The following is a 25,937-nucleotide window of genomic DNA, read 5'->3' on the forward strand; positions in this document are numbered from 1 at the left end:
AAGGAGTTAAACGGGAGTTTTAGTACAGGCCAGACCGGAGCCTGGCACTAGCAGTCAGTCGTCAGACGGTATTTCAGCGCCAGCCGACGCGGTCAAAAATACGCACGGCCGTAGGGTTATTCTCGCCCAGAGCGCTGATGTTCACATCGTCGCGATTAAAGTTGCCAAAAGATTCCAGCACCGGATCACGCTTGACGGACTCAACCACCGGGAACTCGTTGTTGCCCTGTGCGAAAATTTCCTGTGCCGCATCGGACGCCAGGAATTCGAGCAAGCGCACCGCATTGTCACGGTTCGGCGCAGTCGCAACAACACCGGCCCCGCCGACGTTCACGTGAGTACCGCGACCGTCCTGATTCGGGAAGATGATTCCGACACGCCGTGCCTGTTCGCGGTCTGACACGTCATCTGATTTGAGCAAACGAACATAGTAGTAATGGTTCGCGATTGCGACGTCACACTCGCCAGCGGCTACGCCAAGAATCTGATCCGTGTCGCCACCCTGGGGCTGACGGGCCATGTTGTCCACAATGCCCTGAGCCCATTCCTCGGCTGCTTCTTCGCCATGGTGCTCAACCAGAGAGGCCAGCAGTGACTGGTTGTAGATGTTGCTCGAAGAACGAATGCAAACTTCACCTTCCCAGCGAGACTCGGCAAGGTCTTCATAGGATGCAATGTCAGCAGGGTTGACCGTCTCGCGGTTGTAGTAGATGGCGCGCGCGCGCTGGCTGAAACCGAACCACAGACCCTCGGGGTGCTGCATGGCTTCTGGCAGCCGGTCTTCCAGCACATCGGAGTCAACACTCTGGAAGATGCCTTCCTGCTCGGCGCGCCAGAGGCGACCGGCGTCTACCGTCATCATCACGTCGGCCGGGCTTGCCACACCTTCGCGTTTGATGCGCTCAATCAACTGATCGGAGTCGCCTTCGATCACATTGACTTCAATACCGGTTTTCTCTGTAAATGCGCTGTACAGAGCCTCATCCGAGTCGTAATGACGGGCAGAGTACACATTCACTTCCTCTGCAAGGGCGCTACTGCCCAGGACGGCACCCGCCACGGCGGCCACCAGAATTCGTTTTGCTACAACAACATTACTCATTTCATGCTCCCAACATCAACCATATTTCAGTTATCAAACACACTAATGATAACAATTTTTATTCGCGCTTAGATTTAACCACCGGAACAGACCGCCGTCAACACTCAAGACAATTGACACTGATTTAGGTTATCATTCGCTAAATAGTCGCGTTAATGTGCCTGTGCATCCCATGACATTATTCACCGCCAAACAACCCTCTTTCGAGCAGCCCGGCGCCGCAACAAACCCGGTGCCGGCGCTGGAACTGCGTAACGTTGCTCATTGCTATAGTGAGGGCGCCCTGGCGGTCAGTGACGTGTCTCTATCGCTGCGGTCTGGCGAAGTGGTGTGTCTGCTGGGGCCTTCCGGGTGCGGGAAAACCACCCTGTTAAGGCTGGTCGCCGGGCTGGAAGCATTGCAGACTGGGGAGATTCATATCGAAGGTGAACTCAAGGCCAGAGGCGGCGGCCAGCAGACACCGCCCGAAAAGCGCAATGTTGGCCTGGCGTTTCAGGATTCAGCCTTGTTTCCGCACCTCACCGTGCTCGATAACGTCACCTTCGGCCTGCGTCATCTGTCCGCCATAAAACGCCAGGAACGCGGCATGTCGTTGCTGGGCAAGCTGGGCATGGCGAACCACGCGACCTCATTTCCGCACCTGTTGTCCGGTGGTCAGCAGCAACGGGTGGCACTGGCACGGGCGCTGGCGCCTGCTCCCCAGGTCATGCTGCTCGACGAACCCTTTTCCAGCCTCGACAGCCGGCTCAGAGACCAGATTCGCGACGATACCTTGCACGTACTGAAATCGGTAAATGCCGCCACCCTGCTGGTAACGCACGATCCGGAAGAGGCCATGTTCATGGCCGACCGCATTTTCCTGATGCGCGATGGCAAGCTGGTTCAAGCCGGGACGCCCACCGAGCTTTACACCCAGCCAAAAACGCCCTTTGTGGCCACCTTCTTTGGCACCGTGAATGAGCTTGATGGCGTTGTCTGCAACGGTCATGTCGCCACACCCGCGGGCCGGGTGGCGACTCCGAATCTCGAGGAAGCCACGGCGGTCAGCGTCTACATTCGCCCTGAAGCACTGACGGTAAAGCCGATCGGTAGCCCGACCGAGGAGGACCACCACCGTCACAGCCATGTGCTGATGTCCCGCCTGCTGGGGCCGGTGAGCCTTATTCACCTGTGTGCACACAGCACCGGCAGCACCACCGAAGTGCATCTGCACGCCCGCGTGCCCGGGGTGTTCCTGCCAACACCCGGTCAGCCGGTTCGTCTTGAATTGAACCCGGACCTGGTGTTTGTATTCCCCCGCTACCCAGCTGCCGTTTCCGGCGAACGAGCCGAATAACCGACCTGCCGCCTATCGCCCGGTCAGCGCCCCGGGCGCGAGCGACGCATCGCAATACTCAACAAAATCACCGGTATGATTCCGACCGCGACGATGGCCAGCGACGCCGTCGACGCTTCAGCAAGGCGTTCGTCGGACGCCAGGTTATGGGCGCGTATGGCCAGGGTGTCGAAGTTGAATGGCCGCAGAATCACCGTCGCCGGCAACTCTTTCATCACATCGACGAACACCAGGATGCCCGCGGCAAACAAGCTGCCCTTCATGATCGGGGTATGCACCCGGCGCAGCGTTCCGCCAGCGGTCTGACCCAGCGTTCGGGAAGCGGCATCCATGGTCGGGGTTACCTTGCCCAGGCTCGCTTCCACGGTGTTAAAGGAGACCGCGAGAAACCGCACAATATAGGCGTAGATCAGCACGAAGACGGAACCACTGAAAATCAGCCCGATGATGGCGCCGAAATAGTCGCGGGTGAACAGATTCAACTGCCGGTCCATCCAGGCCAGCGGAATCAGAATCCCCACGGCTACGACTGACCCCGGAATGGCATACCCCATGGCCGCTGTTCGGGTTGCCAGGCGCGTCGCCGGGCCCTGTTGCAGACGCGCGCCGTAACTGAGCAGCACCGCCAGCAGCACCGCGGCGGCGGCGGCCAGAGCCCCCAGCACCAGAGTATTGCGAGCGTACTCAAAAAACGGCCATCCCCACCGCGAATCACCGGTCTCTATCGCCATCCAACCCAGCAGCAGGCTTGGCAACACGAACCCGACCGTGACCGGCACCGCACAGACAGCCCAGGCCAGCCAGGCTCGCCAGCCGCGTAGCGCATACTCCGGCAACGCCTGATGCCGGCCGGACGTGTTGTAATACTGCTTCTGGCCGCGTGATGCACGCTCCAGCAAAACAACGGCAAACACAAAAGCAAGCAGACAAGCCGCCAGTTGGGCCGCCGCTACCGGCTCGCCGAGGCCAAACCAGGTGCGGTAGATACCGGTGGTGAAGGTATCAACTCCGAAAAACTGAACCGCGCCGAATTCATTCAGGGTTTCCATCAGCACCAGCGACACGCCGCCGACCAGCCCCGGGCGTGCCATTGGCACGGCAATGCGCGCAAACATTTTCCAGGGGCTCAGGCCCAGGGTACGCCCCACATCCAGCATGCCGACCGTTTGCTCCATGAATGAAGCACGCGCCAGCATGTAGACATAGGGGTAGAGCACCAGTGTAATCAGCGTGGCAGCACCGCCCAGCGAGCGAATGGCTGGAAAATAGTAATCGTCGCGCCCCCAGCCGAAGGTGTCACGCAGCAAGGTTTGGATGGGCCCGGTGAACTGAAAGTAATCGGTATAGGCATAAGCAATAACATAGGTCGGCACCGCCAATGGCAGCAACAGCGCCCACTCGAAGAGTCGGCGGCCGGGAAAACGGCACATCACCACCAGCCAGGCGGTTCCGGTGCCAATCAGCAAGGTTCCTATGCTAACGCTGAGCGCCAGCACGACCGTGTTCTGTACATAACGGGGAAGCACGGTACTGGCCAGATGCCCCCACACCTCTCCGGACGGGAGAAAAATATGGACCAGCACCACAACCACAGGCAGTGCCACGACCAGTGCTATCGCAAAGGTGAGCCAGGACCAAAGGTTGAACCGGGGCCGGCCAGCACCGACTTTATTGCCCGGCAGAGCTCCTGTCGTCTGCGACACAGTTGACCTCGACCTCGAATGGAAGAAAGAGAAAGGGCGGGAGTATAGAGAATGAGGCCTTCCCTGACCATGAGTTAGCACCTTCAGGCTTTGCCGCTAAGCGCTGCGATTCCCTGAGATAACCCTTCCACTGTTAATGGATACATCCGGTCTTCTGTTAGCTGTCGCACCATGCCGATGCTCTGGGTGTAATTCCAGTATTCCCGGCCGATCGGATTCAGCCAGATACTGCGCTTGAAATGCCGGCGCAGCCGTTCGAAAGACACCGCGCCCGGTTCTTCATTCATGAAATCGATGCTGCCGTAGGCGGCCGCTATTTCATAGGGTGCCATGGCGGCATCACCGACGAAGATGACTTTGTAATCCGGACCATATTTGCGCAGCACCTCGTTGAGCGGGGTGACGGCCTGGCGGCCCAGGCTGTTGTCGTGCCAGACGTGGTCGTAAATGAAGTTGTGGAAGTAGAAATGCTCCAGATGCTTGAACTCGCTACGACAGGCGGAAAACAGGGTTTCACAGACGCGAACGTGATCGTCCATCGACCCGCCGACATCGAGAAACAACAACACCTTAACCGCATTGTGCCGCTCCGGCCGGGTTCGAATATCGAGCATTCCGGCGTTGCGGGCGGTGTAGCGAATGGTATCGTCGAGCGCCAGTTCTTCCCGGGCACCGGTGCGCGCAAACTGGCGCAACTTACGCAACGCCATCTGAATGTTCCGTGTGCCGATATCCACGTTATCGTCGAGGTTACGATACTGGCGTTGCTGCCACACCTTGGCCGCCCGCCAGTGCTTGCCGGGCCCGCCAATACGAATGCCCTGGGGGTTATAACCACCATGTCCGAACGGGCTGGTGCCGCCTGTGCCGATCCAGCGGTTTCCGCCTTCGTGCCGACCTTCCTGTTCTTTCAGCCGCTCTTCCAGCGTGGCCAGCAGTTCATCCAGACTGCCCATGGCTTCAAGTTCGGCTTTCTCGTCTTCACTCAGGTCACGCATCAGCTGCTGCCGCAGCCAGTCCTCTGGGAGATCCACATCCAGCGGGTTTGGCAGTGCTTCCAAACCGTCGTAGAAGTCGGCAAAGGCGCGGTCAAAGCGATCGAACTGGGTTTCATCTTTTACCAGGCACAGCCGTGCCAGTTCGTAGAACGCCTCAGCATCGGCCGAGCCGAGGCCTGCTTCGAGCGCTTCCAGCAAGGTCAGCAGCTCTTTGGGTGTGGCACTAACACCGTGTTGGCGTACCGTGGTAAAAAATCGAATCAGCATAACAACTCAGCGCTCGCGCCGGCTCATAAAGGCCAGCCGCTCCAGCAGGTGCACGTCCTGCTCGTTTTTCAGCAAGGCACCATACAGGGGTGGCAACGCCTGACGAATATCACCGTCTCGCAAAGCATCGGCCGCGAGCCGGTCGCTGACCAACAGCTTCAGCCAGTCGATCAGTTCAGAAGTGGAAGGCCTTTTCTTCAAACCGGGCACCTCCCGAACCTGAAAAAACACCTGCAGGGCATCACGCACCAGTCGGGATTCGAGCTCCGGGAAGTGCACATCGACAATGGCCTGCAAGGTCCCGGCATCGGGAAACTGAATGTAGTGAAAAAAGCACCGCCGCAAAAATGCATCGGGCAGTTCTTTCTCGTTGTTGGAGGTAATAATGACTACCGGACGCTGCACCGCCTCGATGGTCTCCCCAGTTTCATACACATGAAACGCCATACGATCCAGCTCAACCAACAGGTCGTTGGGAAACTCGATATCGGCCTTGTCGATCTCATCAATCAGCAACACCACGCGCTGCTCGGCGGTAAAGGCTTCCCAGAGTTTACCGGGGCGAATGTAATGCCGGATATCATGAACCCGGTCATCCCCCAACTGACTGTCGCGCAAGCGCGACACCGCATCGTATTCATACAACCCCTGTTGCGCTCGCGTGGTTGATTTAATGTGCCACTGCACCAGCGGCATCCCAAGCGCGGCGGCTATTTCTTCAGCCAATAACGTTTTACCAGTACCCGGCTCACCTTTTACCAACAAGGGCCGCTGCAAGGTAATGGCGGCATTCACCGCACGCTGTAACTCGCCAGTGGCAATATAACGATCAGACCCGGAAAACGTCGACATTCAATAACCTGTACAAAGCGGATTTCCCCCGAGTGTAAGCCGAGCCGGGCACAGAATAAACGCCTGCAGTGTCAGCGGGTCGCTCAGGTTGGTAATCGGGCTGGTTGCCTGGGATTGTTTACTGGTTGAACCAAACCATCGGTAAACTGTGGCTATGGGTTGTCAGTAGGTTGCCTCTACTAAGCAGTCGCTTTGACTGAAGTGGCAGTGGGCCGTTGGATCAACCTCGCAGACAAATTACTGGGAAAGCGACCAGCAAGCCAGTGTATCGCCTATGGGCGCGTTCAGGGTCAGATCCATCAGGGCATCTGCCCGGGTGGCGCCGAGGTTGAGTGTTGCCATGGGGATGTTGGACTGGTGGGCGTGGCGGCAGAAGCGGTAGCCGGAGAACACCATCAGGGAGGACCCGATAACCAGCATGGCATCGCTGGCTTCCAGTGCGGCCATGGACTGTTCTACTCTGTTTCTGGGGACATTATCGCCGAAGAAGACGACATCTGGCTTTAAAATGCCGCCACATTGTGGGCAGTCGATGACCTTGAATTGGCTGAAATCCAGTTCTAGGTCGGCATCACCATCGGGTGCGGTTTCTGCGCTGTAGCCGCTGAAGGCAGGGTTAGCGAGGCGTGAGCGGTCGTGAACTTCGTCGCGCGGGCAGCGGTAATGGCAGCTCATGCACGCCACTTCGTCGGCCCGGCCATGCAAGTCGACGACCTGTTGGCTGCCCGCTTTCTGGTGCAGCCGGTCAACGTTCTGGGTGACCAGTGCCGACACCTGCCCGGCTTGTTCCAGTGACGCCAGCGCCTGGTGCGCCGCATTCGGCGCGGCGCTTTGCATAACCGGCCAGCCGATCAGGCTGCGCCCCCAGTAGCGCTGGCGTACCGGGTAGCGGGTCATAAATTCCTGGTGTTGAACCGGCGGGCGTCGCTTCCAGCCGCCCTTGTCGTCCCGGTAGTCCGGGATGCCCGAGGCGGTGCTGATGCCCGCGCCGGTGAGAATAAACAACCGGGAATGCCGGTTGATAAAGTCCGAGAGCCGGGCAGTCGCCTCGTCGACCGCCAGGACCCGAGGGTCACGGCTGGAAGGCGGCATGGCGACGCTGCGAAACCCTGGCTCTGTTGCCCTCATGCTGCTTCCTTTTCCACTGTTTGTAATTCAACTCTATTGCAGTTGGTTACGGAGATCACCGTCGACTCGATCACGCAAACACCGTAATGGTTTGTCGGCTGATGGCAATTAAATCGCCATGGGCATTCCAGACATTTGCCTCGGTGTGACCATAGCCTTCACCGGCCTGACGGGTAATGGCGCGATACCCAAACCAGGCGTCGGCCGGCACTTCGGCATGCGGGTGCAGAAATTCCAGATTCCAGGCCAGGGTGCTGGCCGGGGCCGGTGTTTTCAATTGCTGCAGCAGCGTTGGCGGCCAGGCGTCGATCAGGGTGATCAGATGGGCATCGGTGAGCGTGGCCGGGGCCTCCCTGAACTGCATAAAACCGCCGTGGTGCGAGGTGTCGGCTCCGGTGAAAGCCAGGTTGCCGTCGATCAGGTTAACGTCGATGTTCTGAAAGAACTGCGGCGTTACCTTGGGAATGAACGGCAGGCAGACCGGTTGTTCCGGTCGGCTAAACGGTGGCGTTTCGGTGTTTTTGACCCCGGTAACGGAGGTGCGCGCCTGGCCGAAGCTGGCCAGCATGGCCACCCCGACCTGGCCGTCCTGCACCACGCGGGCCTCCACCTGGGTGACGTTTTTACCTTCACGCAACACTTCAACCTGAAACCCGAGCGGCGCATCGGTGGCCACGGGGCCAACAAAGCTGACACTCAGCGAGCGCAGAACCCGGTCTGCAGACACAGAAGCCCGCATCACCTGATAGGCGAGACCAGCTGAGAGACCTCCGTAAACGGTGCGCCCCTGGCCCCAACTGTCCGGCACGCTCATGGTGTTTTCGGTGCCAGCCTGGCGAGCCTGCTCCAGGAGTTCATCTATCGTCATTGTGGTCGATCCTCTAATTGGCCAAACCGGCCTGTTTCATCGTTGCGGCGGTTCAGCGCCACAGGCCCAGCACACCTCGAAGCTGCCAGCATTGCGCTCGCCACACTGGCTGCAGTACCAGTCGGCTTTGTCAGCCTCGGCTTCGGCGGTGTCGATTAATACCCGAGCGCGCTCTTCATCGTCGCTTGCAGCGACCCAAAGCTCAGGCCACACATCAATAGGAGCAAGCTCGCCCATGGCCCCAACAGCAAATTCATTGCGCACCTCGCAGTCGATCCCGTGGGATTCGAGCAAGTGGCGCACGTGGATCACGGCAAAGTGGTTGGGATGGGTGAACACCAGCTTCATAAAGTCTCCTGTCTCTAACCTCAAGCTTAGGGAAGGCCGGGGCCCGGTGCAATGCAGACACTATCTTTTCACATCCAATCGCCAAGATCATAGGATGTGCCGCATTGCCCCCGTATAATCGCCACTTGAGAATTCTGGAGTCCCTGCATTATGTCTGGTGTGTCTTCCCAATCACTGGCGGCACAATTGAAACACGTCGAATCGAGCCGCCTGTTTCAAATTGTGGTGATCAGCATCATTATTTTGTCGGCCATCACCATCGGGGCCAAAACCTACGACCTGCCACCCCTGCTGAGCCGAGCTTTATCGGTGATGGATTACGCCATCACCTACTTTTTCCTGGCGGAAATCCTGTTTCGCTTCGCGGTCTGCGAAAACAAGAAACGCTTCTTTCAGGATGGCTGGAATCTGTTCGATACGCTGGTCGTCGTTGGCAGTTTAGTCCCGCTGGAAAATGCCGATGCGGTATTAATTGGTCGCCTGTTGCGCGTATTCCGAGTGTTGCGTCTGGTGTCGGTGGTACCGGAGTTGCGCTCGCTGATCAATGCGCTGCTCAGAGCAATTCCGCGCATGGGTTACATCGCACTGCTGATGTTCATTATTTTCTACATCTACGGCGCCATTGGTTCATTGTTTTTTGCCAACATCAATGAGACCCTCTGGGGCGATGTCTCCATCGCCATGTTGACGCTGTTTCGCATCGCCACCTTTGAAGACTGGACCGATGTGATGTACGAAACCATGGCCGTCCACCCGCTCAGCTGGATCTTCTACCTGACGTTTATTTTCCTGACCGCTTTCGTGTTTCTAAACATGATGGTCGGTGCCATTCTCGACGTCATGACCGCCGAACAAAATGCAAGCAGCCGCGAAGAGGCGCATCAGGAACGCCATGACATGGCCGCGCAATTGAACCAGATGCAGGCACAAATGCAGCGGATGGAGCAATTGTTGGAAGGAAAATCAAAATCCAATTCAAACCACTAATTCGGCTTTGGTGGTTTGTTTTTCTATTCTATCAGTCGTTCATGCCAGTCACCGGGTTGGCTTATCCGGGGTCGGCGTGAACCCATCCATGGGGCCTAGACCGCAGCTCCCTGCTGCGGACTTCCCCGGATAAGCCAACCCGGCACCTGGCACTGATTTGGTTGCTCATTTCAGGCTCAACCACTAGAACAACCGCTTCAATTTCCGGTCCGTCAGGTTGGTATCACGGCGCGACTTTACCTGGGCAAGAAACAATTCCGCCGTTGCCAGTGCATCACTGAATGCGTGGTGTGATCGATAGTGTGGCAAGCTGTAACGGTGGCGGCAGGCATTCAAATTAAGCGTTGCATGGGTGCCTAGCCGGTCCGGTGGCACGCGTCGTTTTTCATAGAGCATGGTGTCGAGCGTTTCCGGTTTTGGCCAGTGCACTCCGAGGCGCTGGCTGTGCATTTTCAGAAAACGCAGATCGAGCGGCGAATGGTGCATCACCCAGACATCGTGCTGATGTTGCGACAACTGTTGTTGCAGCCAGAGCCGCAAGTCGACGCCCTGTTCGCGTTGCTGATCGGTAATGTGATGCACATGAGCGCTCTCGCTGACATCGTCGCCCATCAGGGCGCTTTGTTTGAACAGGCAATAGCCGGCCTGGTCCAATTGAATAACACCCTCTTCAATGCACACCCAACCTGCGCTCAGAATGTGGCTGTCCACCGGATCCAGACCGGAAAGCTCCAGATCCAGTACCCAATAACGACGAGACTCCCAGCCTTCGCCCGAGCGAAGCAAGTGTTTGATCCAGTTAACCAAGCTGACCTCGCGCAAAGCGTTGCAGGGCCAGTGACTGGGCGCGCTTGATGGTGGCGAAAGCGTCTTTCAGGTGGGCGCGCGTCAGGGAACTGAGTGTATCCGGGTCGACAAAGCTGGTTGGCTCTTCACCCTCGGCCAGGGCATTGCTCTGCCCTTCGATGCGCAGATGCGCAATTAGCGACCAGGCTTCCATCAGGCTTTCGGCCAGTTCGGCGTCGATGCCACCGATGGACTTTACCGCGAGCAGACGCTCCTGGGTATTGGCCACAGTAACGCCCGAGGCCAGGGCATAGACCCGCGCGAGATCGTTCACCAATGCCACGCCTCTGTGTTTCAGGTCGAGCGCATCTTCGTGCTCGCCACTGCTTTTCAGCACGAACTGACGAAAAAAGCCAAGCGGTGGGCGACTGCGCACGGCGGTCTGGGTAAGCATGGCCAGAAAGATATCGGCCCTGGGGGTACGCGTGGCCAGATGGGCCTGAATCGGGTCGAGCAGGCTGGCATCGCCATCGATCACCCGCACATCAAAGAAGATACTGCTGTTAAGCAAGGCCTCTGGCGTTGGCTGATCAATCCAGTCATCGAAAGCCGACTGCCAGCCAGCGACACTGCGCCGCCATTTTGGATTGCGCGCCATGATGTCACCGGGGCACAGCACGTAACCGCAGCGATCCAGCGCTACGCATACCCAGTCGGACATGGCGGCAAAATAGTCGGCTTCTTGCGGCGTCGGTTCGCGCGCAAGAATCAGAGCGTTGTCCTGATCGGAGGCAAAGGTCTGGTCCATTCTGGCCTGGGAGCCGAACGCCAGCCAGGCAAATCGCATAGGCGCCTCGCCGACTTCCAGTTTGGCCAGGCGCAGACATTGCTGCACAAAGGCATCGCCTATGGCAGCCAGAATATGGCCCATTTCATAGGGGCTGGTATCGACCTGCACCCAGTTGTGGATCAGCCGGGGAATGCGGTGGCGCAATTCGGCCAGGGCCTCCAGTGACGACTGACGCTGAATGTCGTTAATCAGATACAGCGGCGAAACCTGCTGAGCCCGCACCAGATCGGTGGCGGAAATCATGCCGACTGGTGTGCCCTTCTCCATGACCGGCAGGTGATGTATTTGCTGTTGGGTCATCAGTTTCTGGGCATCGAACAAAGGTGCATCGGCATCGATGGTCGAGGGTTCATCGGTAGCGATACTCGACACCGGCAGGGTTAAATCCATCCCTTCGGCCACGGCGCGGTTGCGCAAATCCCGGTCGGTGACAATGCCAGCCAGGGTGTCGCCGTTCATCAGTAACAGCGACGACACCCGGTGTTCGCGCATGATGCCAGCCGCGGCCTTGATGCTGATATCACTCTGGCCGACCACCGGCCCCAGGTGTGCAAACTGGCGTACTGACTGGTTCAGCGGTTGCTCGAAGCGGGGTTGGGCATCGCGGTCGAGAATCAGCCGGTTCTGGCGGTGACGCTGCTCACTGATTTGCTGAAAGAATTGCCGCATCGGCTGATAGCGCTCGCACAGCGAGGTGAAATCCTCACTCGATAACTTGAACACCAGCGCATCTTCGATGGCGAACACCCGGATGCCGCCGGTATTGCCTTCGAGCAGGGTGTTGACGCCGAATATCTCGTGCTCACCCAGTCGGTCAATCAGTTCATCATGCTGGGTGCGTAACTCGAAAGCGCCAGTGCGAATCAGGTAAAGGTAGCCGGTGAGGGTGAGGGCCGATTGCTGCTGCCGCGGTACGTAGTCGATGCTCAACCGCCGGGCAACTTCCGAGCGTTCTTCGGCCGACAGCGCCGAAAACGGCAGGGTCCGGGCGAGAAATTCCACCACATCGTGCAGGTCGTCGCTGTTCATAGTCCATCCTCTATCCGGGCGACTCGTGGAACTCCCGGCAATTTACCATGGCTGCCGCTGTTTTTCCCGGTCTTCAGCCGCGCAAAGCGGCAACGTTGCCACCGGTGCCCGGCCCGGAACGCAGCCTGAACCGGTTACCCACCGCCATGCATCGCATTCTGACGCAGTGGGCCAGCCAGTTGGATGCACAGATGCGCGACAGCAATCGCGCTGCCGATCAGGCGTTGCGCCAACTGTTAGCAGAGGTGTCAATCGCGCCCCCCTTCCTGAGGTCAATCTGAGGTCAATCTGAGGTCAATTCGCTCAGAATTGGTCCAATCGGTCAGTTCGGGTAACGGTTCGTAACACAGAGTGTAGGGTTGGGTAACAACAGGGAGCACAGTATTAAGGCTTTATGTCGGAATTGAGTAAGCTAGCGGCGGCGTAGAGAAAGCATGGCGCCTGACCGAAATCGGCGGGTATGCGCCGCTGGCAAAAGGCAGACTGATGAGCGTTCTATCTTTTGCCAGCGGTGGCTTTTAAGCCAGGGTCTCCAGCCTGAACAGCTCGCTTAGAACAACTCCAGATCCAGATCGTCCAGGTCCTTGCGCAAACGTTGCTGCTCCATATGATCTTCAATAGCGCGGCGGGCAGCCAGACGACGATGGTTATTGGAACGCTTGTTTTCGCTGGACTCTGTGGGCTTATGCAACTGATCGTCTTCGATATTAGCCAGTTCAAGATCGAACAGATTAACCGACATAAGTTGAACTCCTTAGGGCGACTGCCGTTTTCTTATAGTTGATCGTGCATTTTCTTGTTGCTAATCGCATAAGTAACAAGGGTATGGTTCGGGGAGCTTCCGTTTCAGACGTGAGTGTTGGCGCTGAACCGGGCGGAATTATATCCGCTCCATATGGCGATTCAGTGACGCCGGTCAAGGTCTTCGTCGAACAGGGAGCGACCCGCTACCGAGCCATCCATATGCAGTTTGTATGCCCAAATTGGTACTGCTATTTAAGCCCAAAGGCCAGAACGTGTCTGCGAGACTTAGTGCACCCGAATCGGCGACACCGCCAGATGCGTCTGGTGTCGTTGCTGCACCAGGGCCAATAGGGTATCGGCCTTCATCGACTGGCTAACCAGGCCACCCTGAGCGATGTCGCAGCCCAGGTCTTTTAGCAACCGCAATTGCGCCGGTTGTTCAACCGGGCTGGCGATCACCGCCAGGTTGAGGCTGTGCGCCATCTCGATCACCGCTTTGAGCACTGGCTGCTGCCCTGCGGAGACCGCCTCACGCACCAGGGTTGGGGCCAGGCTCAGCGCATTGACCGGCACGTGCTTGAGGTGGCTCAGCGACGACTGGCCTCCCCCGAAGTCACCCAGCACCAGATGAACGCCCAGCCGGGATAGCTTATCCAGCACACTGCGAATGTGGGTTACATCGGCCATCAACTGGCTTTCGGTCACCACCAGTTCGAGCGCATCGCTGGCAAGGCCAGTATGAGCCAGCATCGCGGCCACCTGCTCGACAAAGTTTTCATCATCGAGCTGGTTCGAAGCCAGACGCAGTGACAGACGCACTGTTTCGCAACCCTCACGCTGCCAGCGCACTGCCTCAGTGCAGCTCTGTTGGAGACACCAGCGTTGCAACGCCGGGCCCATCCCAACGGAGCTGGCCATCGACAACAACACCTCCGATTCGAGCCGACCATACACCGGGTGATGCCAGATCACCCGGGCATCGACCCCTTCCAGGCGCCCACCCACCAAACGCGTACGCGGCCAGAATTCGAGGTGCAGCACCTGCCCGGCCAGTGCTTCCCTGAGTTCCAGGGCCCAGGCTTCGCTCAGCTGTGGCAGCCCGGGCGGGTAGGCGGCATGGTAATTGATGCCATTACCACCGGTGGCACTGGCCTGAATCATCGCCTGTTGCGCCAGCGTCAGCAGGGTATCGATGTTGTCGGACTGTACTCTGCAAACCCCGATGCTGGCGGTCAGCGATACTACCTGATCGTCAATCAGCATCGGCCGGGCCACTTCCTCCAGCAGAGTCGTCAGGCACTCTTCCAAGCTGCACCGGTCGCCTTCGTATTCGAGAAACAGTCCAAACCGATCGCCGCCAAGCCGGGCCACCCAACGCAGCGGGTCGTTCTGGTTGGTCAGCCGCGCCGCAACATCGCGCAGCAACTGATCACCCACCGTGGTACCCACGTGGCGGTTCAGGGCAGCAAAGTCATCCAGGTTCAGAATGGCGATGGCGTAGTGGTCCGGCAACAGCGGGTCGTGCTGGTGGAATCCGGCCAACAACTCCTGGAAAAAACGCCGGTTATAGACGCCCGTCAATGCGTCGTAGGCGTCTTTGTCGGTTGGAATGAGGCCATTATAACGCTGCGACAAATCCTGACAGATGCCGAGAAAGTGGCTGATGCTGCGGTCTTTACTGCGCACCGCAGTGAGCGTCAGCAGCACCTGGATGCGCCGTGACCCGCCAATTCTGATCACTAGATCGCCGTGCCAGCGACCGTTGTTGAACAATGCCTTGGCAATGTGCTGAGATTGATGCGTGGGCATCACCGAGAACAGGTCGCGCCCCAGTAACTGGCTTTTCTGCATCCCCACAATCTGGCTGAACATCCGGTTGGCCGTTCGAAAGCACTGGTCCCGGCCGAGCACGAAGACCCCATCGGAGCTGTTGTTAAACAGCGATGCCGATAAGCTCAGCTCTTCGCGCTGGCGCATGTCGGCGCTGATGTCCCGCCGGGTACCGACCATGCGCACCGCCTGGCCAGTTGGGGAACGCTCAATCACCTTGCCACTGTCTTCGAGCCAAACCGGTTCGGTGTCATCGCCGGTCAGCAGGCGGTAGCGGGCATGGTAAAAGTCGCTGCGCCGGGTCAGGTGAGCGGACAGGGCGCGCTTGACCCGGCCGCGGTCCTCCGGATGCACCTTATCAATCAGATCCCCCCCGTCCTCGGCTTTAGTCACCTGGCCAAAAAACCGGTGCTGGTCGGAGTGATAGACCCGCCGGGCGGTGATGTCCCAATCCCAAAATCCAATGCCGCTGGCAGTCATGGCCAGATTCATCTGCTCTTCGTGTTTGATCAGCGACTGATTAACCTGCTTGCGCAGTACCACCTCTTCCTGCAAGCGTTCGTTGCTCCGGTTCAGCGCCCGGGTGCGCTCCTGAACGGTGGCTTCGAGCCGATCCCGGTTGCGTACCAGCAGTGCGTTCAGGCGTTTGTTGACCAGGGCTCGTCGCGTGGCCCGGCGCGCCATCAAATGCCCCTGCCAGGCCCCAAGCAGCACCAGACTCATCAGTGGCAGATGCACATCGATCAGGGTCTCGGCAGGCAGCGGCGGGCCAACAAAAATCGGCAGCATCATAACCGGCCCCCAGGCGGCCAGTAACGCCCGCCAGTAGGCATAAAGCGCGATGGCCGCGAGCCCGACATAGGCGATCGACAGTGTCAGACACAGCCCACCGTAATGCGCTTCATAACCCCACACCGAGGATTGCAGCACGGTCACCACCACCACAGCGGGCATGGCCCGGAAGCGCGGATACCGGTCTTGCCAGACAAGGCCAAAACGAGACACCGCCAAGCCTGCCAGCGCCAGCACCGCCACCAATCCGGCGACGACCAACGCGTCCGGCCGACCAGGATGCACGGTCGTGCACACCAGACCCAGGGCCAGGGAGGACACCCACAACAAGTTACTGTGGCGCAACACCTGGCGTTGGCGTTCCTGACGAAAAGAGTGTCTGGCCAATGGTATGTTCAATCCCGGTTGATTTGGGCTGGAGTATAGACCAGTCCACAAAGGCCGCAGGGCAAACGGCCTGAAAGGCCCGGGTCTTCGACTGAAGATTAATGCGCAACCCGCCCATCCACAAAGGCGGATGCCTTCTGGTACACTACCCCTGTTTTTTTGTACAGTGAACTTACCGATGAGCCTGAATGCCCTGCTAGACCAACTCAACCCCGAACAACGCCAGGCCGTAGAAAGCGATGCCCAGCATTTACTGGTGCTGGCGGGTGCTGGCAGTGGCAAGACCCGGGTACTGACACACCGCATCGGCTGGCTGATTGCCGCGGGCCTGGCCTCGCCTTACAGCGTGCTGGCCGTGACCTTCACCAACAAAGCCGCCCGGGAAATGCGCAGCCGGGTTGAGGAATTGCTGGAGACTCCCTCCAATACACTCTGGATCGGTACCTTTCACGGCCTGGCGCACCGCCTGCTAAAGCACCACAACAAACTGGCCAACCTGCCCGACAACTTTCAGGTAATGGACAGCGACGATCAGTTGCGGCTGGTCAAACGCTTGTTGGTCGATCTGGGCATCACCGACGATCGCGTTCAACCCAAGCAGGTGCAGTGGTTCATCAACGGCCAGAAAGACCAAGGCCTTCGTGCCGAGTTTATACAGACCCACGGCGACTGGTATCAGGAAACGTTAAAAAACATCTACGTGCGTTACGAAGAAATCTGCCAGCGCAGTGGCCTGGTCGACTTTGGCGAACTGCTGTTGCGCGCTCACGAGCTCTGGCTCAACAACCCTGAGTTGCTCGCGAATTACCAGCAGCGTTTTACCCACTTGCTGGTCGACGAATTTCAGGACATCAACACCATTCAATACGCCTGGCTGCGCGTGCTGGCCGGCGACAAACTCAGCCTCACCATCGTCGGTGACGACGACCAGTCGATTTACGGCTGGCGTGGTGCCAAAGTCGAAACCATTCAGACGTTTAATCAGGATTTCCCCGGCACTCACCTGGTGCGACTGGAACAAAACTACCGTTCCACCGCCACCATTCTGGACGCCGCCAACGCCGTTATCGCCAACAACCCGGCCCGGCTCGGCAAAAGCCTCTGGACCGAGGGCGACCGGGGCGACCCGATCCGGCTGTATGCAGCCTTTAACGAGCAAGACGAAGCGCGTTACATCGCCGACGAAATCAACCGCCTGATGGAAGGCGGCACCAATGCCAACACCATCGCCATGCTGTACCGCTCCAACGCGCAAAGCCGGGTGCTGGAAGAAGCGCTGATTCACAGCCAGATACCCTACCGCATTTACGGTGGGCAGCGCTTCTACGAGCGGCTGGAGGTCAAAAATGCCGTGGCTTATTTGCGGCTGATCCTGAACCGTCAAGACGACGCGGCAATTGAACGCATCATCAACGTACCAACGCGCGGCATTGGCAATAAAACCATCGAAACGCTGCGCGTGATCGCCCGGGATCAGGGGTACTCGCTGTGGGAAGCCTGCCTGTCGGCACTGGAAAACTCGGTGCTGCCCAAGCGTGCGGCCAATGCCCTCGAAGACTTCATGTTGCTGATCGCCGACCTCAAAAAAATTGTCGCCGACAAAGAAGAACTTGGCGACATGGTCAAAGACGTAACCGCAGCCTCCGGGCTGATTGAACACCACGAAAAAGAAAAAGGCGAGAAGGGCCGGGCCCGGGTCGAAAACCTGCAGGAACTGGTCTCCGCCGCGCAGAGCTTCGCCGGTAACGACGAAGCCGACACCCCGGTCGCGTTACTCGCTCAGTTTCTTGGCGAAGCCTCACTCGACGCAGGCGATAGCCAGGCCGATGAATTCGAAGACAGCGTGAATTTAATGACACTGCACAGCGCCAAGGGTCTGGAATTCGACCATGTGTTTCTGGTCGGATTAGAGGAAGGGCTGTTCCCGCACAAGATGTCGATGGACGATGCTTCTGGCCTGCAGGAAGAGCGACGACTGGCCTATGTCGGCGTCACCCGCGCCCGCCAGATTCTGACGCTAACGTACGCCGAAAGCCGTCGCCTGTATGGTTCGGAAACCTTCAATTCATTGTCGCGCTTTGTGCGCGAAATTCCGCAGGAATTGCTGACCGAAGTGCGACTGCGCTCGACCGTCAGTCGGCCGGTCAATTTCGGTTTGCAACAAGACATGGCAATGGACCACGCCGGTTTCAGCCTGGGCCAGCGCGTGCTGCACCCCATGTTCGGTGAAGGCACCTTAGTCAACGCTGAAGGCGGCGGCGCCCACGCCCGGGTGCAAGTCTCATTCGACGACGGCAGTGAACGCTGGCTGATGATGCAGTACGCCAAACTCGAAGCGATTTAATATGAATGGCGCGACGATTAACAGCTTTGCTCCGGTCGAACCGGACCAGGCCAAAGTACTGATCATCGGTTCAATGCCGGGCAAAGCATCGTTAAACGCGCACCAGTATTATGCCCACCCGCGCAACGCCTTCTGGCCAATACTCGGGCACTGGCTTGGTTTTGATGCAAACCTGCCCTACGAGGAACGACTGGCTCAGTTAACCCAGCGCCACATTGGCTTATGGGATGCACTCTACCAGTGCGAACGGCCTTCCAGCCTCGATTCTGATATCGTGAAAACCAGTATTGTACCGAATGATTTTGCCGGATGGTTTGCACGCCACCGGCAAACACAGGCGGTACTCTGCAACGGCACGGCGGCATTCGATAACTATCGCAAGAAAGTCCTGCCAACACTGAGCGCCGCTGACCAGGCCCTGCCACTGCACAAGCTACCCTCAACCAGCCCGGCACACGCCAGCCTAAACTTCGAGCAAAAGAAAGAACAATGGCGGATATTGCTCGACTATTTGTAAAACACGATTCGAGTTGGCAACCAATTAAGTGTCAGGCGCCGGGTGTACCTATCTGGGGAAGTCCGAAGTATGGATGCTGAGGTCTAGGCCCCATGGATGGGTTCACGCCGACCCCTGATAGGTACACCCGGTGTCTGACACGGGCACTTGGCAACACAGAAGCATGAGCCGAGCTCAGGGCGCCAAACTACCCGAGCCGATGGCTTCTTCGAGCAGCATCATTTGGGCTGACAAGGGATCGTGACCGTTGGGTTGTTGCTGCTGATAGCGTCCGTCAGCATCGAGCTCCCAGGCCTGCAGATTATCGGTCAGGTAGAGTTCCAGATCCTTAATCACTTTATCGCGCAGTTTTTTATTCAGTAGCGGGAAGCCGGCTTCGACGCGGTGAAACATATTGCGACTCATCCAGTCGGCACTGGCGAGAATCACCTCTGGGTCGTTGTCGTTGTGGAAACAGAATGCCCGGGTATGTTCGAGAAACCGACCAACAATAGATCGAACTCGAATGTTATCGGAGATGCCTTTAATGCCAGGTCGGATCTGGCAAATGCCACGAATGATAAGATCCACCTGAACGCCTGCCTGGCTGGCTTCATACAGCTTGCGCACCAGTTGCTCTTCATACAGCGAATTCATTTTAGCCAGCACCCGGGCAGGCTTTCCGGCTTTGGCAAATTCGATCTCACGTTCAATCTTGCGAATCAGGTTTTTGTGCAGCGTAAAAGGCGCTTGGAACAGACATTCCAGCTTCCCAACCTTGCCCAGGCTGGTCAGTTGCAGAAACACCCGGTAGACATCGTCACCGACCTGTTTATTACAGGTCATCAGTCCATAATCGGTATAAACCTGTGCGGTTTTGGGATGATAGTTACCGGTGCCCAGATGCACATAATGGCGCAGTTTTTCACCTTCGCGCCGGGCAATCAGCAGCATTTTCGCATGCGTTTTATAACCGACGATGCCATAGACAACGTGAATGCCATATTCCTGCAAGCGCTCGGCCAGGGCCACATTGGCCTCTTCGTCGAACCGGGCCAGCAGTTCAATGATGACCGTCACTTCCTTGCCCGCTTTGGCGGCCGAGACCAGCGCCTCAACGATGATCGAATTCACCCCGGTACGATACAGCGTCTGCTTGATGGTCAGCACCTGCGGGTCCTTCGCCGCCTGGCGAATCAGATCCACCACCGGCATGAATGAATCGAATGGATGATGCAGCAGGATATCGCCCTTGCGAATGGCGTCGAAAATGGTGTCCTTGCGCTTCAGAATACGCGGCACCCGGGCATCGAAAGGTGTATACATCAGGTCCGGACGGTTGACCTGATCGATCAGCGTCGCCAGCCGGTTGAGGTTTACCGGTCCATCGGCGCGGTACAGATCGATCTCGCTGATTTCAAATTGTTTGAACAAAAACTGCACCAGTTCACCGGGGCAGTTAGTGGCGACTTCGAGGCGCACTTCATCGCCATACTGTCGATACACCAGTTCGCCTTCGATGGCCCGACGCAAGTCGCCGGTTTCCTCTTCGTCAACAAACAAATCCGAATTGCGGGTCACCCGGAACTGATAACAGCCAATCACCGTCATGCCAAAGAAGATCTCATCCATAAAATAATGAATGATCGATGACATGAAAACGTAATCGTTCGAACCGGATTGGGGTTGCTCTGGCGGTAGTTTGATCATATCCGGCAGCGCGCGCGGGCACTGTACAATGGCCTGACCGCTGTTGCGGCCAAAGGCATCTTTGCCATCGAGCTTGACGATGAAATTAAGACTCTTGTTCAGAATGCGCGGAAACGGGTGCGCCGGGTCTAGCCCAATGGGGCTTAGCAGTGGCAGTACTTCATGCTCAAAGTAATACTTCAACCACTGTGTTTGCTGCTCGCTCCAGTCTTCGCGCTTGATCACGCGGATGTCGTGCTCTGCCAGCAGCGGCAGCAAGGTGGTGTTGAGCGTATCGTACTGGCGCTGTACCAGGTCGTGGGCCCGACTGGCGATTTGGTCCAGCTGGGTGCGCGGTGAAATGCCCTCAGGCCCGGTAACCATGGAACCGGCCTCAAAGCGTTCTTTCAGACCCCCGACTCGAATTTCAAAAAACTCGTCCAGATTGGTACTGGAAATACAAAGGAACCGCAGCCGCTCCAGTGGTGGGATCTGGTCGTCCAGCGCCTGAGACAGCACTCTGTCGTGAAATTCCAGTAACGACAACTCGCGATTGATAAAATGCTCGTGCGTGATTGGTTCGGCCATGACCCACCTCTGATTCAATGATGATCAGTGTATGACAAAACTGTTGCAGAGATATGACTGAGGGCGGGATTTACGCTTTTCGTTCTGTTTAGGGGCGGTAGCACAGGTGCACCAGTTAGTAGCGGCCCCGGCCAATCGAATTACGAGCAAGAAACGTAGCATCTCAACCCGGCCAGAGCTTACTTTACTTCTGCAATTTCAAGAAACGCTTGGATTTTTAGTCCATACTCAAGACTGGCCGAACATCAACTTCCATGCTTTCGAAGAGCCCGCTTTCCATGAAGAGTTCCTGAATGACATGAGCATTCTCGGCATCCAGTACCATGTAATTTACATGCGCTGGCGGATCAGCCCACCTTCCCACGATTTTTACACCACGCTGCTGAATTAACTCTTCCATCGAGTTCAGACATAAATGAACTGATTCGTTACCCTGGCGACCCGGGCAAGATTCCGGACTGTGTCGCGCAATCACCATATGAAGCATTTGCTACCTCCTGAGTCGTAATTTACCCGAAAAACTGGCAGTGTGAGAACTCAATGTTAACCTGAAACGTGCAACTCCAGAACCTCATCACCGTGGCACCTACAACTTACTCGCCCACACCCTGCCTCGCCAGGGCATTGAAACCCGCTTTGCCGACAAGGACGACTTTGCAGGCATTGCCAAGCTGATCGATGAGCGCACCAAAGCCGTTTTCTGTGAGTCGGTCGGTAACCCGTCCGGCAGCATTGTTGATATTAAACGCCTGGCAGAGATTGCGCACGCCGCCGGCGTTCCGCTGATCGTCGATAACACCGTTGCCACGCCCTTTCTGTGGCGGCCGATTGAACAGGGTGCCGACATCGTCGTGCACTCTGCCACCAAGTATATGGGTGGACATGGCACCACCGTGGGCGGTGTGATAGTCGATTCCGGCAAATTCCCCTGGGCCGATCAGCCCAAACGTTTTGCACTGCTAAACGAACCGGATGTGTCTTACCACGGTGTCAGCTACACCCGCGATGTGGGTGAGGCCGCCTTCATTACCCGGGCCCGGGTCGTGCCACTGCGCAATATGGGTGCCGCCCTGTCGGCACAGGCTGCCTGGAATATACTACAGGGTCTGGAGACTCTGGCGCTGCGTATTGAACGCGTATGCGAAAACACTCAGAAGATCGCCGAACATCTGAAGCAGCACCCCAAAGTCAACTGGGTGAATTATGCGGGACTGCCCGATCACAAAGATCACGCCCTGGCTCAGCAATATATGAACGGTACCGCCTCGGGGATTCTCAGTTTCGGTATCGAAGGTGGCCGCGATGCCGGAGCCCGCTTCTATGATGCACTGGAACTGATACTGCGCCTGGTCAATATTGGCGATGCCAAAAGCTGCGCCGCCATACCCGCCTCAACGACGCACCGCCAATTGAACGACGACGAACTCAAAGCCGCCGGCGTCAGCGCCGACATGGTTCGGCTATCCATCGGCATCGAACACGTTGACGACCTGATAGCCGACATCGACCAGGCACTCGCCAAGTCGGCTGGCTAACCATCGACAAGGGATACCCGGTTCGGGGCGAGACCCCACCCGGATATCCCCGGCATTGGTTGCGACGCAATGGCTGCGCACAAGGTCTACTGAAAGGGTAGTAGCCACAACGGTTAGCGCTGCTATAGTGGGTTAACAGTGATTGAATTGAGAAAAAACGATCTAATGCTATGACAACTCGCACTAACAGGATTCGGATTCAACGCTTGAAAATGATCGCTTGCGCACCGACACCAGTAGTGTCGTAAAAACAACCTCCGTCATCCAAACAAAACAGGGAGACTGACCATGTCACTACGCATCAATGATGTAGCACCGAACTTTACCGCCCAAACCACCGAGGGCGAGATCAACTTTCACGACTGGATCGGCGATAGCTGGGCGATTCTGTTTTCCCACCCCAAAGACTTCACGCCGGTATGCACCACCGAGCTCGGCTATATGGCTGGCCTGAAGCCGGAGTTCGACAAACGCAACACCAAGATCATTGGCCTGAGCGTCGACCCGGTCGAAAACCACGCCAAATGGGCCGACGACATTGAAGAAACCCAGGGCCACAAACCCAATTACCCGATGATTGGCGACACCCAACTGGAAGTGGCCAAACTGTACGATATGTTGCCGGCAGAAGAAGAAGGCAGCAGCGAAGGCCGTACCCCGGCCAACAACGCCACGGTGCGCTCAGTGTTTGTCATCGGACCCGACAAGAAAGTCAAACTGATGATGACCTACCCGATGACCACCGGTCGCAACTTTGATGAAATTCTGCGCGCGCTGGATTCGATGCAACTTACCGCCAAACACCAGGTCGCGACACCGGTAAACTGGAAAGACGGCGAAGACGTGATCATTCCACCGGCGGTTTCCGATGAAGAAGCGCAGAAGAAGTACCCGCAGGGTTACCGCACGCTTAAGCCCTATCTGCGCATTGTTGATCAGCCGAAATAAGGCGGATTCTAGGGGCCACCCGGTTCAGCCCGGGCTGGCTCCCCTGTCACACGTGCGGGTCGATTAGAATTGCGTTGCCGTCCGAGTCTATCACCGAAAAGCTGGCAGGGCCGCGCTCACTGGACGCTAACACGGACACCCACAATAGCACTTGACCCTAAAACATTCATCCAGTGGTTTATACAGTTCCATCAAAACAGGCCGTCAGGTTCCTTTCAGAGCAGGTAACAGAATGGCGCGAACGCTTGATGTCAATCAGTTGGTTCATGCGAGCCTTGAACGAAGACATCGCGCGCCAGGCCAATGCAGAAGATGTCTGCACTGGCCGATTTTTATGGAAACCATCCATGGTTTCCACCGCTGCGCGGCAGCTAAAGCCGCGCCAATTTGTTCCGGACAAATTGGTGGGAAGGTCGCTTCAAATGCCAGGCGTTGCTCGATGAAACCGCCCTGGCAACCTGTCTGGCTTATGTCGATCTAAATCCCATTCGCGCGCAGCGGCCTAAGCTCTACTTTTGACCTCCTTTATAAAGGGGGGATTACCCTTCCTCTTGGGATAACAAGGAAATTCGAAAGAATGGATGCATATAAAGAAGAGTCAAAGCTACCACTTACACCCTCTACAAAAAGAACAGGTTTTCTGCTCCCCAGTATCTCAAGTGTAAGCTCATCTGGCATGCCTGAAGATGGTAACAACTGCTCCCAATCCCATGATGTTCCATCGAATGATTTCAACCAAATCTTTGTTGCTAATTCATTGGCCGCTGCAAAGTCTACATCATGTGTTAAATATACAAATAAGCAGTCACTTCTTAGACTCTCAATTTCAGCCCACAGCGGGGCTTGGACAGATTTATGTAAGTGCAACTCAGGCTCATCAATTACAACAATCCCGTATTTTGGAGCTGCCAGACACTGACCAATTAAATAGAAGATTACTCGTTCGCCGTCGCTCATATCCGAAGAATTGTATAAGTTTCCGTTTCCACCTTTAACTTTAGTCTGAATGCGTAGACCGCCGACTACCAACTCTCTATGAGGTAGTATTCTTTCCCAAATTTCTTTTACGCGATCAAGTTTTGTTATGGGAGGCTCAATTTTATCCGAACTCGATTTACATTTTACTTTAAATTTGGCGTTCTCCTCTGTTTCATCAGAGAATAGACAAACAAGCAATTTATCTAAATCGCTGAGCATGGTGGTTGCTGGCTTTTTACTCCACTTATGTACTTTGTGTTGGTGATTCCAATCCTTATTGCCAAATAAAAGTGTATTTTCCGCAATTTCTATTGATACAGGCGTTGTCGAGTCAGGCATTGCTAATGACTTTTGCGCTGATATTCGATGAACAAGATTCTTATTCGGTGAGTCTATTTCAATCCACGTACCTAACCTTTTCTTACCTGCACCATTAGCTCCAACAAGCAGTAAACTCTGTGTCGTTTCAATCTCTACAGTATTTCCATTTTCCTTCGGAAGGCTAATTTTTCTTTTTTGATCCATTAGTTCGTTCTCGATTTGATTGAGGCATAACGCAGAGCGCCCCGGCGAACTTGGCGCAGCGAAGCGGAGACAAGGGCGTCCGAGGGCCGCGTTTGGTTAACTGGTTTGCTGGATATTGGCACGGCGCTTCCGCTCCTGCTCAGCCATTTGTTCCAGGCGCTCCTCTAGGGAGTTTAGCCCAAGGCGCGAACGACGTTCATTGACAGTATCAGAGTCTTCTATGGGAAACGGAGTTGGCCACCCATTTTCATCACGATCAAACTGGGTCCCGTAGTATTGAGGCTTGCCAGATAAAGTACGCACCCGATCCTGAAGAAATGCCAGCTGCCATCCCTCCACATCGTCTCTTGCAACGGCATCCTCCAGCAAGCAGGCACACTCGGCCATGAAGTCAGTATCTGAAACGGAATGCTGAGCAATAAGCCAGGCAGCTTCGGCAGCCTCTTCCCCAACCAACGAAATGACGGGCCAGCCGTGACGGCCAATAACCTCTTTCAGGCGGGAAGAATTATGTTCATGCAGGGTTTTCATTTGGGGATGATAAGACTCAGAAGGCAACTCACCTGATTCGAAGAGCTGCCGCAGCACAAGCTGATCTTCCTGCATCATTTCAATCAATTCTTCTGCAAGGCTCTGATCCATGCACGCCTCTCTAGTTAACGCCAATGTTCAGCGGCGGCCTTTACGCAGTGAAGCGGAGAAAAGGCCGTCCGGCGGAGGCCCGCGAGGGCCGGAACGAACTGCAACTAATTGTTAGAGCTTGCCAACTGGTCCGCATGAACCACTTGCAGAATCCATAGCCCGAAAAGAACTCCGATTCCCAGCGA

21 protein-coding genes and 2 pseudogenes are annotated in these 25,937 nt (G+C 56.6%); 8 read left to right on the top strand and 15 right to left on the bottom strand.

All coding sequences use genetic code 11. From position 1 onward, the window contains the following. Nucleotides 1–73 precede the first annotated feature (73 nt). Entirely contained in the window at nucleotides 74–1,102 is a 1,029-nt protein-coding gene (locus WEB54_RS14515; protein ID WP_368056476.1) for a Fe(3+) ABC transporter substrate-binding protein, read from the bottom strand. A gap of 172 nt (nucleotides 1,103–1,274) precedes the next feature. On the opposite strand from WEB54_RS14515, the gene WEB54_RS14520 reads away from it, so the two are divergent. Next, nucleotides 1,275–2,438 carry an ABC transporter ATP-binding protein gene (locus WEB54_RS14520; RefSeq protein WP_368056478.1) on the top strand — a complete coding sequence of 388 codons (1,164 nt, stop codon included), beginning with the start codon at nucleotides 1,275–1,277 and terminating at the stop codon, nucleotides 2,436–2,438. 23 nt (nucleotides 2,439–2,461) lie between these two features. On the opposite strand, the gene WEB54_RS14525 is transcribed toward WEB54_RS14520, so the two are convergent. The 6 genes from WEB54_RS14525 to WEB54_RS14550 form a co-directional block, all read right to left on the bottom strand. After that, nucleotides 2,462–4,120 (bottom strand): ABC transporter permease, encoded by a 1,659-nt coding sequence (locus WEB54_RS14525; RefSeq protein ID WP_368056443.1) that lies wholly within the window; start codon nucleotides 4,118–4,120, stop codon nucleotides 2,462–2,464. A 104-nt stretch (nucleotides 4,121–4,224) separates the two neighbouring features. Next, complete coding sequence (locus WEB54_RS14530; protein WP_368056378.1) at nucleotides 4,225–5,406, bottom strand: VWA domain-containing protein; 1,182 nt, start codon at nucleotides 5,404–5,406, stop codon at nucleotides 4,225–4,227. Between the two features lie 6 nt (nucleotides 5,407–5,412). Then, nucleotides 5,413–6,258 carry an AAA family ATPase gene (locus WEB54_RS14535; protein ID WP_368056376.1) on the bottom strand — a complete coding sequence of 282 codons (846 nt, stop codon included), beginning with the start codon at nucleotides 6,256–6,258 and terminating at the stop codon, nucleotides 5,413–5,415. A 237-nt stretch (nucleotides 6,259–6,495) separates the two neighbouring features. Further along, nucleotides 6,496–7,386 (bottom strand): NAD-dependent protein deacetylase, encoded by an 891-nt coding sequence (locus WEB54_RS14540; protein ID WP_368056480.1) that lies wholly within the window; start codon nucleotides 7,384–7,386, stop codon nucleotides 6,496–6,498. Between the two features lie 70 nt (nucleotides 7,387–7,456). Further along, a complete protein-coding gene (locus WEB54_RS14545) occupies nucleotides 7,457–8,254 on the bottom strand; it encodes an acyl-CoA thioesterase (RefSeq protein ID WP_368056372.1) in 798 nt (265 codons plus the stop codon). A gap of 36 nt (nucleotides 8,255–8,290) precedes the next feature. Continuing rightward, the gene (locus WEB54_RS14550) at nucleotides 8,291–8,602 is read right to left on the bottom strand and encodes a DUF2007 domain-containing protein (RefSeq protein WP_368056370.1); all 312 of its coding nucleotides are present in this window, start codon (nucleotides 8,600–8,602) and stop codon (nucleotides 8,291–8,293) included. Between the two features lie 150 nt (nucleotides 8,603–8,752). Between WEB54_RS14550 and WEB54_RS14555 the strand changes: the two genes are divergently transcribed. Continuing rightward, nucleotides 8,753–9,589 (top strand): ion transporter, encoded by an 837-nt coding sequence (locus WEB54_RS14555; RefSeq protein ID WP_368056368.1) that lies wholly within the window; start codon nucleotides 8,753–8,755, stop codon nucleotides 9,587–9,589. A gap of 183 nt (nucleotides 9,590–9,772) precedes the next feature. Here WEB54_RS14555 and WEB54_RS14560 read toward each other — a convergent pair whose 3' ends face one another. Further along, entirely contained in the window at nucleotides 9,773–10,396 is a 624-nt protein-coding gene (locus WEB54_RS14560) for an exonuclease domain-containing protein (RefSeq protein ID WP_368056482.1), read from the bottom strand. Further along, a complete protein-coding gene (locus WEB54_RS14565) occupies nucleotides 10,389–12,254 on the bottom strand; it encodes a DUF294 nucleotidyltransferase-like domain-containing protein (protein ID WP_368056364.1) in 1,866 nt (621 codons plus the stop codon). The genes WEB54_RS14560 and WEB54_RS14565 overlap by 8 nt, the downstream gene beginning before the upstream one ends. A gap of 47 nt (nucleotides 12,255–12,301) precedes the next feature. Between WEB54_RS14565 and WEB54_RS14570 the strand changes: the two genes are divergently transcribed. Beyond that, nucleotides 12,302–12,535 carry a hypothetical protein gene (locus tag WEB54_RS14570; RefSeq protein ID WP_368056484.1) on the top strand — a complete coding sequence of 78 codons (234 nt, stop codon included), beginning with the start codon at nucleotides 12,302–12,304 and terminating at the stop codon, nucleotides 12,533–12,535. Nucleotides 12,536–12,804: 269 nt separating this feature from the next. On the opposite strand, the gene WEB54_RS14575 is transcribed toward WEB54_RS14570, so the two are convergent. Together WEB54_RS14575 and WEB54_RS14580 are read right to left on the bottom strand one after the other, a co-directional pair. Then, nucleotides 12,805–12,996, bottom strand: coding sequence for a PA3496 family putative envelope integrity protein (locus tag WEB54_RS14575; protein WP_127560298.1), 192 nt, complete (start codon nucleotides 12,994–12,996; stop codon nucleotides 12,805–12,807). Between the two features lie 287 nt (nucleotides 12,997–13,283). After that, nucleotides 13,284–16,007 (bottom strand): EAL domain-containing protein, encoded by a 2,724-nt coding sequence (locus tag WEB54_RS14580; protein WP_368056486.1) that lies wholly within the window; start codon nucleotides 16,005–16,007, stop codon nucleotides 13,284–13,286. Nucleotides 16,008–16,185: 178 nt separating this feature from the next. Between WEB54_RS14580 and uvrD the strand changes: the two genes are divergently transcribed. Together uvrD and WEB54_RS14590 are read left to right on the top strand one after the other, a co-directional pair. Further along, nucleotides 16,186–18,351 (top strand): DNA helicase II, encoded by a 2,166-nt coding sequence (uvrD, locus tag WEB54_RS14585; protein ID WP_368056358.1) that lies wholly within the window; start codon nucleotides 16,186–16,188, stop codon nucleotides 18,349–18,351. A gap of 1 nt (nucleotide 18,352) precedes the next feature. After that, nucleotides 18,353–18,868 (top strand): DNA-deoxyinosine glycosylase, encoded by a 516-nt coding sequence (locus WEB54_RS14590; protein ID WP_368056488.1) that lies wholly within the window; start codon nucleotides 18,353–18,355, stop codon nucleotides 18,866–18,868. A gap of 174 nt (nucleotides 18,869–19,042) precedes the next feature. Here the strand turns inward: WEB54_RS14590 and ppk1 are convergent, their stop codons facing one another. Together ppk1 and WEB54_RS14600 are read right to left on the bottom strand one after the other, a co-directional pair. Next, nucleotides 19,043–21,124 carry a polyphosphate kinase 1 gene (gene ppk1 / locus WEB54_RS14595; RefSeq protein WP_368056490.1) on the bottom strand — a complete coding sequence of 694 codons (2,082 nt, stop codon included), beginning with the start codon at nucleotides 21,122–21,124 and terminating at the stop codon, nucleotides 19,043–19,045. A 217-nt stretch (nucleotides 21,125–21,341) separates the two neighbouring features. After that, nucleotides 21,342–21,611, bottom strand: coding sequence for a DUF3303 domain-containing protein (locus WEB54_RS14600; protein ID WP_368056492.1), 270 nt, complete (start codon nucleotides 21,609–21,611; stop codon nucleotides 21,342–21,344). An 88-nt stretch (nucleotides 21,612–21,699) separates the two neighbouring features. On the opposite strand from WEB54_RS14600, the pseudogene WEB54_RS14605 reads away from it, so the two are divergent. From WEB54_RS14605 to WEB54_RS14615, 3 genes and pseudogenes are all read left to right on the top strand, one after another. After that, nucleotides 21,700–22,659 (top strand): annotated as a pseudogene (locus WEB54_RS14605) (O-acetylhomoserine aminocarboxypropyltransferase/cysteine synthase family protein); the annotation flags it as partial. Nucleotides 22,660–22,947: 288 nt separating this feature from the next. After that, nucleotides 22,948–23,607 (top strand): peroxiredoxin, encoded by a 660-nt coding sequence (locus WEB54_RS14610; protein ID WP_368056494.1) that lies wholly within the window; start codon nucleotides 22,948–22,950, stop codon nucleotides 23,605–23,607. Nucleotides 23,608–23,840: 233 nt separating this feature from the next. Continuing rightward, nucleotides 23,841–24,102 (top strand): annotated as a pseudogene (locus WEB54_RS14615) (hypothetical protein); the annotation flags it as partial. 30 nt (nucleotides 24,103–24,132) lie between these two features. Here the strand turns inward: WEB54_RS14615 and WEB54_RS14620 are convergent. Beyond that, entirely contained in the window at nucleotides 24,133–25,110 is a 978-nt protein-coding gene (locus WEB54_RS14620) for an AAA family ATPase (protein WP_368056496.1), read from the bottom strand. Nucleotides 25,111–25,206: 96 nt separating this feature from the next. Beyond that, nucleotides 25,207–25,752, bottom strand: a complete 546-nt coding sequence (locus WEB54_RS14625; RefSeq protein WP_368056498.1) for a DUF6624 domain-containing protein — start codon at nucleotides 25,750–25,752, stop codon at nucleotides 25,207–25,209. Nucleotides 25,753–25,937: the final 185 nt, after the last annotated feature.

The sequence above is a fragment of the Saccharospirillum sp. genome, from assembly GCF_040881935.1.
In the GTDB taxonomy this organism is placed as follows: Bacteria; Pseudomonadota; Gammaproteobacteria; order Pseudomonadales; family Natronospirillaceae; genus Saccharospirillum.

Coding starts and splice junctions, on each gene's coding strand:
- WEB54_RS14550 (WP_368056370.1), bottom strand. CDS start 8,602: ATGAAGCTGGTGTTCACCCATCCCAACCACTTTGCCGTGATCCACGTG.
- WEB54_RS14535 (WP_368056376.1), bottom strand. CDS start 6,258: ATGTCGACGTTTTCCGGGTCTGATCGTTATATTGCCACTGGCGAGTTA.
- WEB54_RS14520 (WP_368056478.1), top strand. CDS start 1,275: ATGACATTATTCACCGCCAAACAACCCTCTTTCGAGCAGCCCGGCGCC.
- WEB54_RS14530 (WP_368056378.1), bottom strand. CDS start 5,406: ATGCTGATTCGATTTTTTACCACGGTACGCCAACACGGTGTTAGTGCC.
- WEB54_RS14565 (WP_368056364.1), bottom strand. CDS start 12,254: ATGAACAGCGACGACCTGCACGATGTGGTGGAATTTCTCGCCCGGACC.
- WEB54_RS14575 (WP_127560298.1), bottom strand. CDS start 12,996: ATGTCGGTTAATCTGTTCGATCTTGAACTGGCTAATATCGAAGACGAT.
- WEB54_RS14570 (WP_368056484.1), top strand. CDS start 12,302: ATGGCTGCCGCTGTTTTTCCCGGTCTTCAGCCGCGCAAAGCGGCAACG.
- WEB54_RS14545 (WP_368056372.1), bottom strand. CDS start 8,254: ATGACGATAGATGAACTCCTGGAGCAGGCTCGCCAGGCTGGCACCGAA.
- uvrD (WP_368056358.1), top strand. CDS start 16,186: ATGAGCCTGAATGCCCTGCTAGACCAACTCAACCCCGAACAACGCCAG.
- ppk1 (WP_368056490.1), bottom strand. CDS start 21,124: ATGGCCGAACCAATCACGCACGAGCATTTTATCAATCGCGAGTTGTCG.
- WEB54_RS14540 (WP_368056480.1), bottom strand. CDS start 7,386: ATGAGGGCAACAGAGCCAGGGTTTCGCAGCGTCGCCATGCCGCCTTCC.
- WEB54_RS14555 (WP_368056368.1), top strand. CDS start 8,753: ATGTCTGGTGTGTCTTCCCAATCACTGGCGGCACAATTGAAACACGTC.
- WEB54_RS14515 (WP_368056476.1), bottom strand. CDS start 1,102: ATGAGTAATGTTGTTGTAGCAAAACGAATTCTGGTGGCCGCCGTGGCG.
- WEB54_RS14625 (WP_368056498.1), bottom strand. CDS start 25,752: ATGGATCAGAGCCTTGCAGAAGAATTGATTGAAATGATGCAGGAAGAT.
- WEB54_RS14600 (WP_368056492.1), bottom strand. CDS start 21,611: ATGCTTCATATGGTGATTGCGCGACACAGTCCGGAATCTTGCCCGGGT.
- WEB54_RS14590 (WP_368056488.1), top strand. CDS start 18,353: ATGAATGGCGCGACGATTAACAGCTTTGCTCCGGTCGAACCGGACCAG.
- WEB54_RS14620 (WP_368056496.1), bottom strand. CDS start 25,110: ATGGATCAAAAAAGAAAAATTAGCCTTCCGAAGGAAAATGGAAATACT.
- WEB54_RS14610 (WP_368056494.1), top strand. CDS start 22,948: ATGTCACTACGCATCAATGATGTAGCACCGAACTTTACCGCCCAAACC.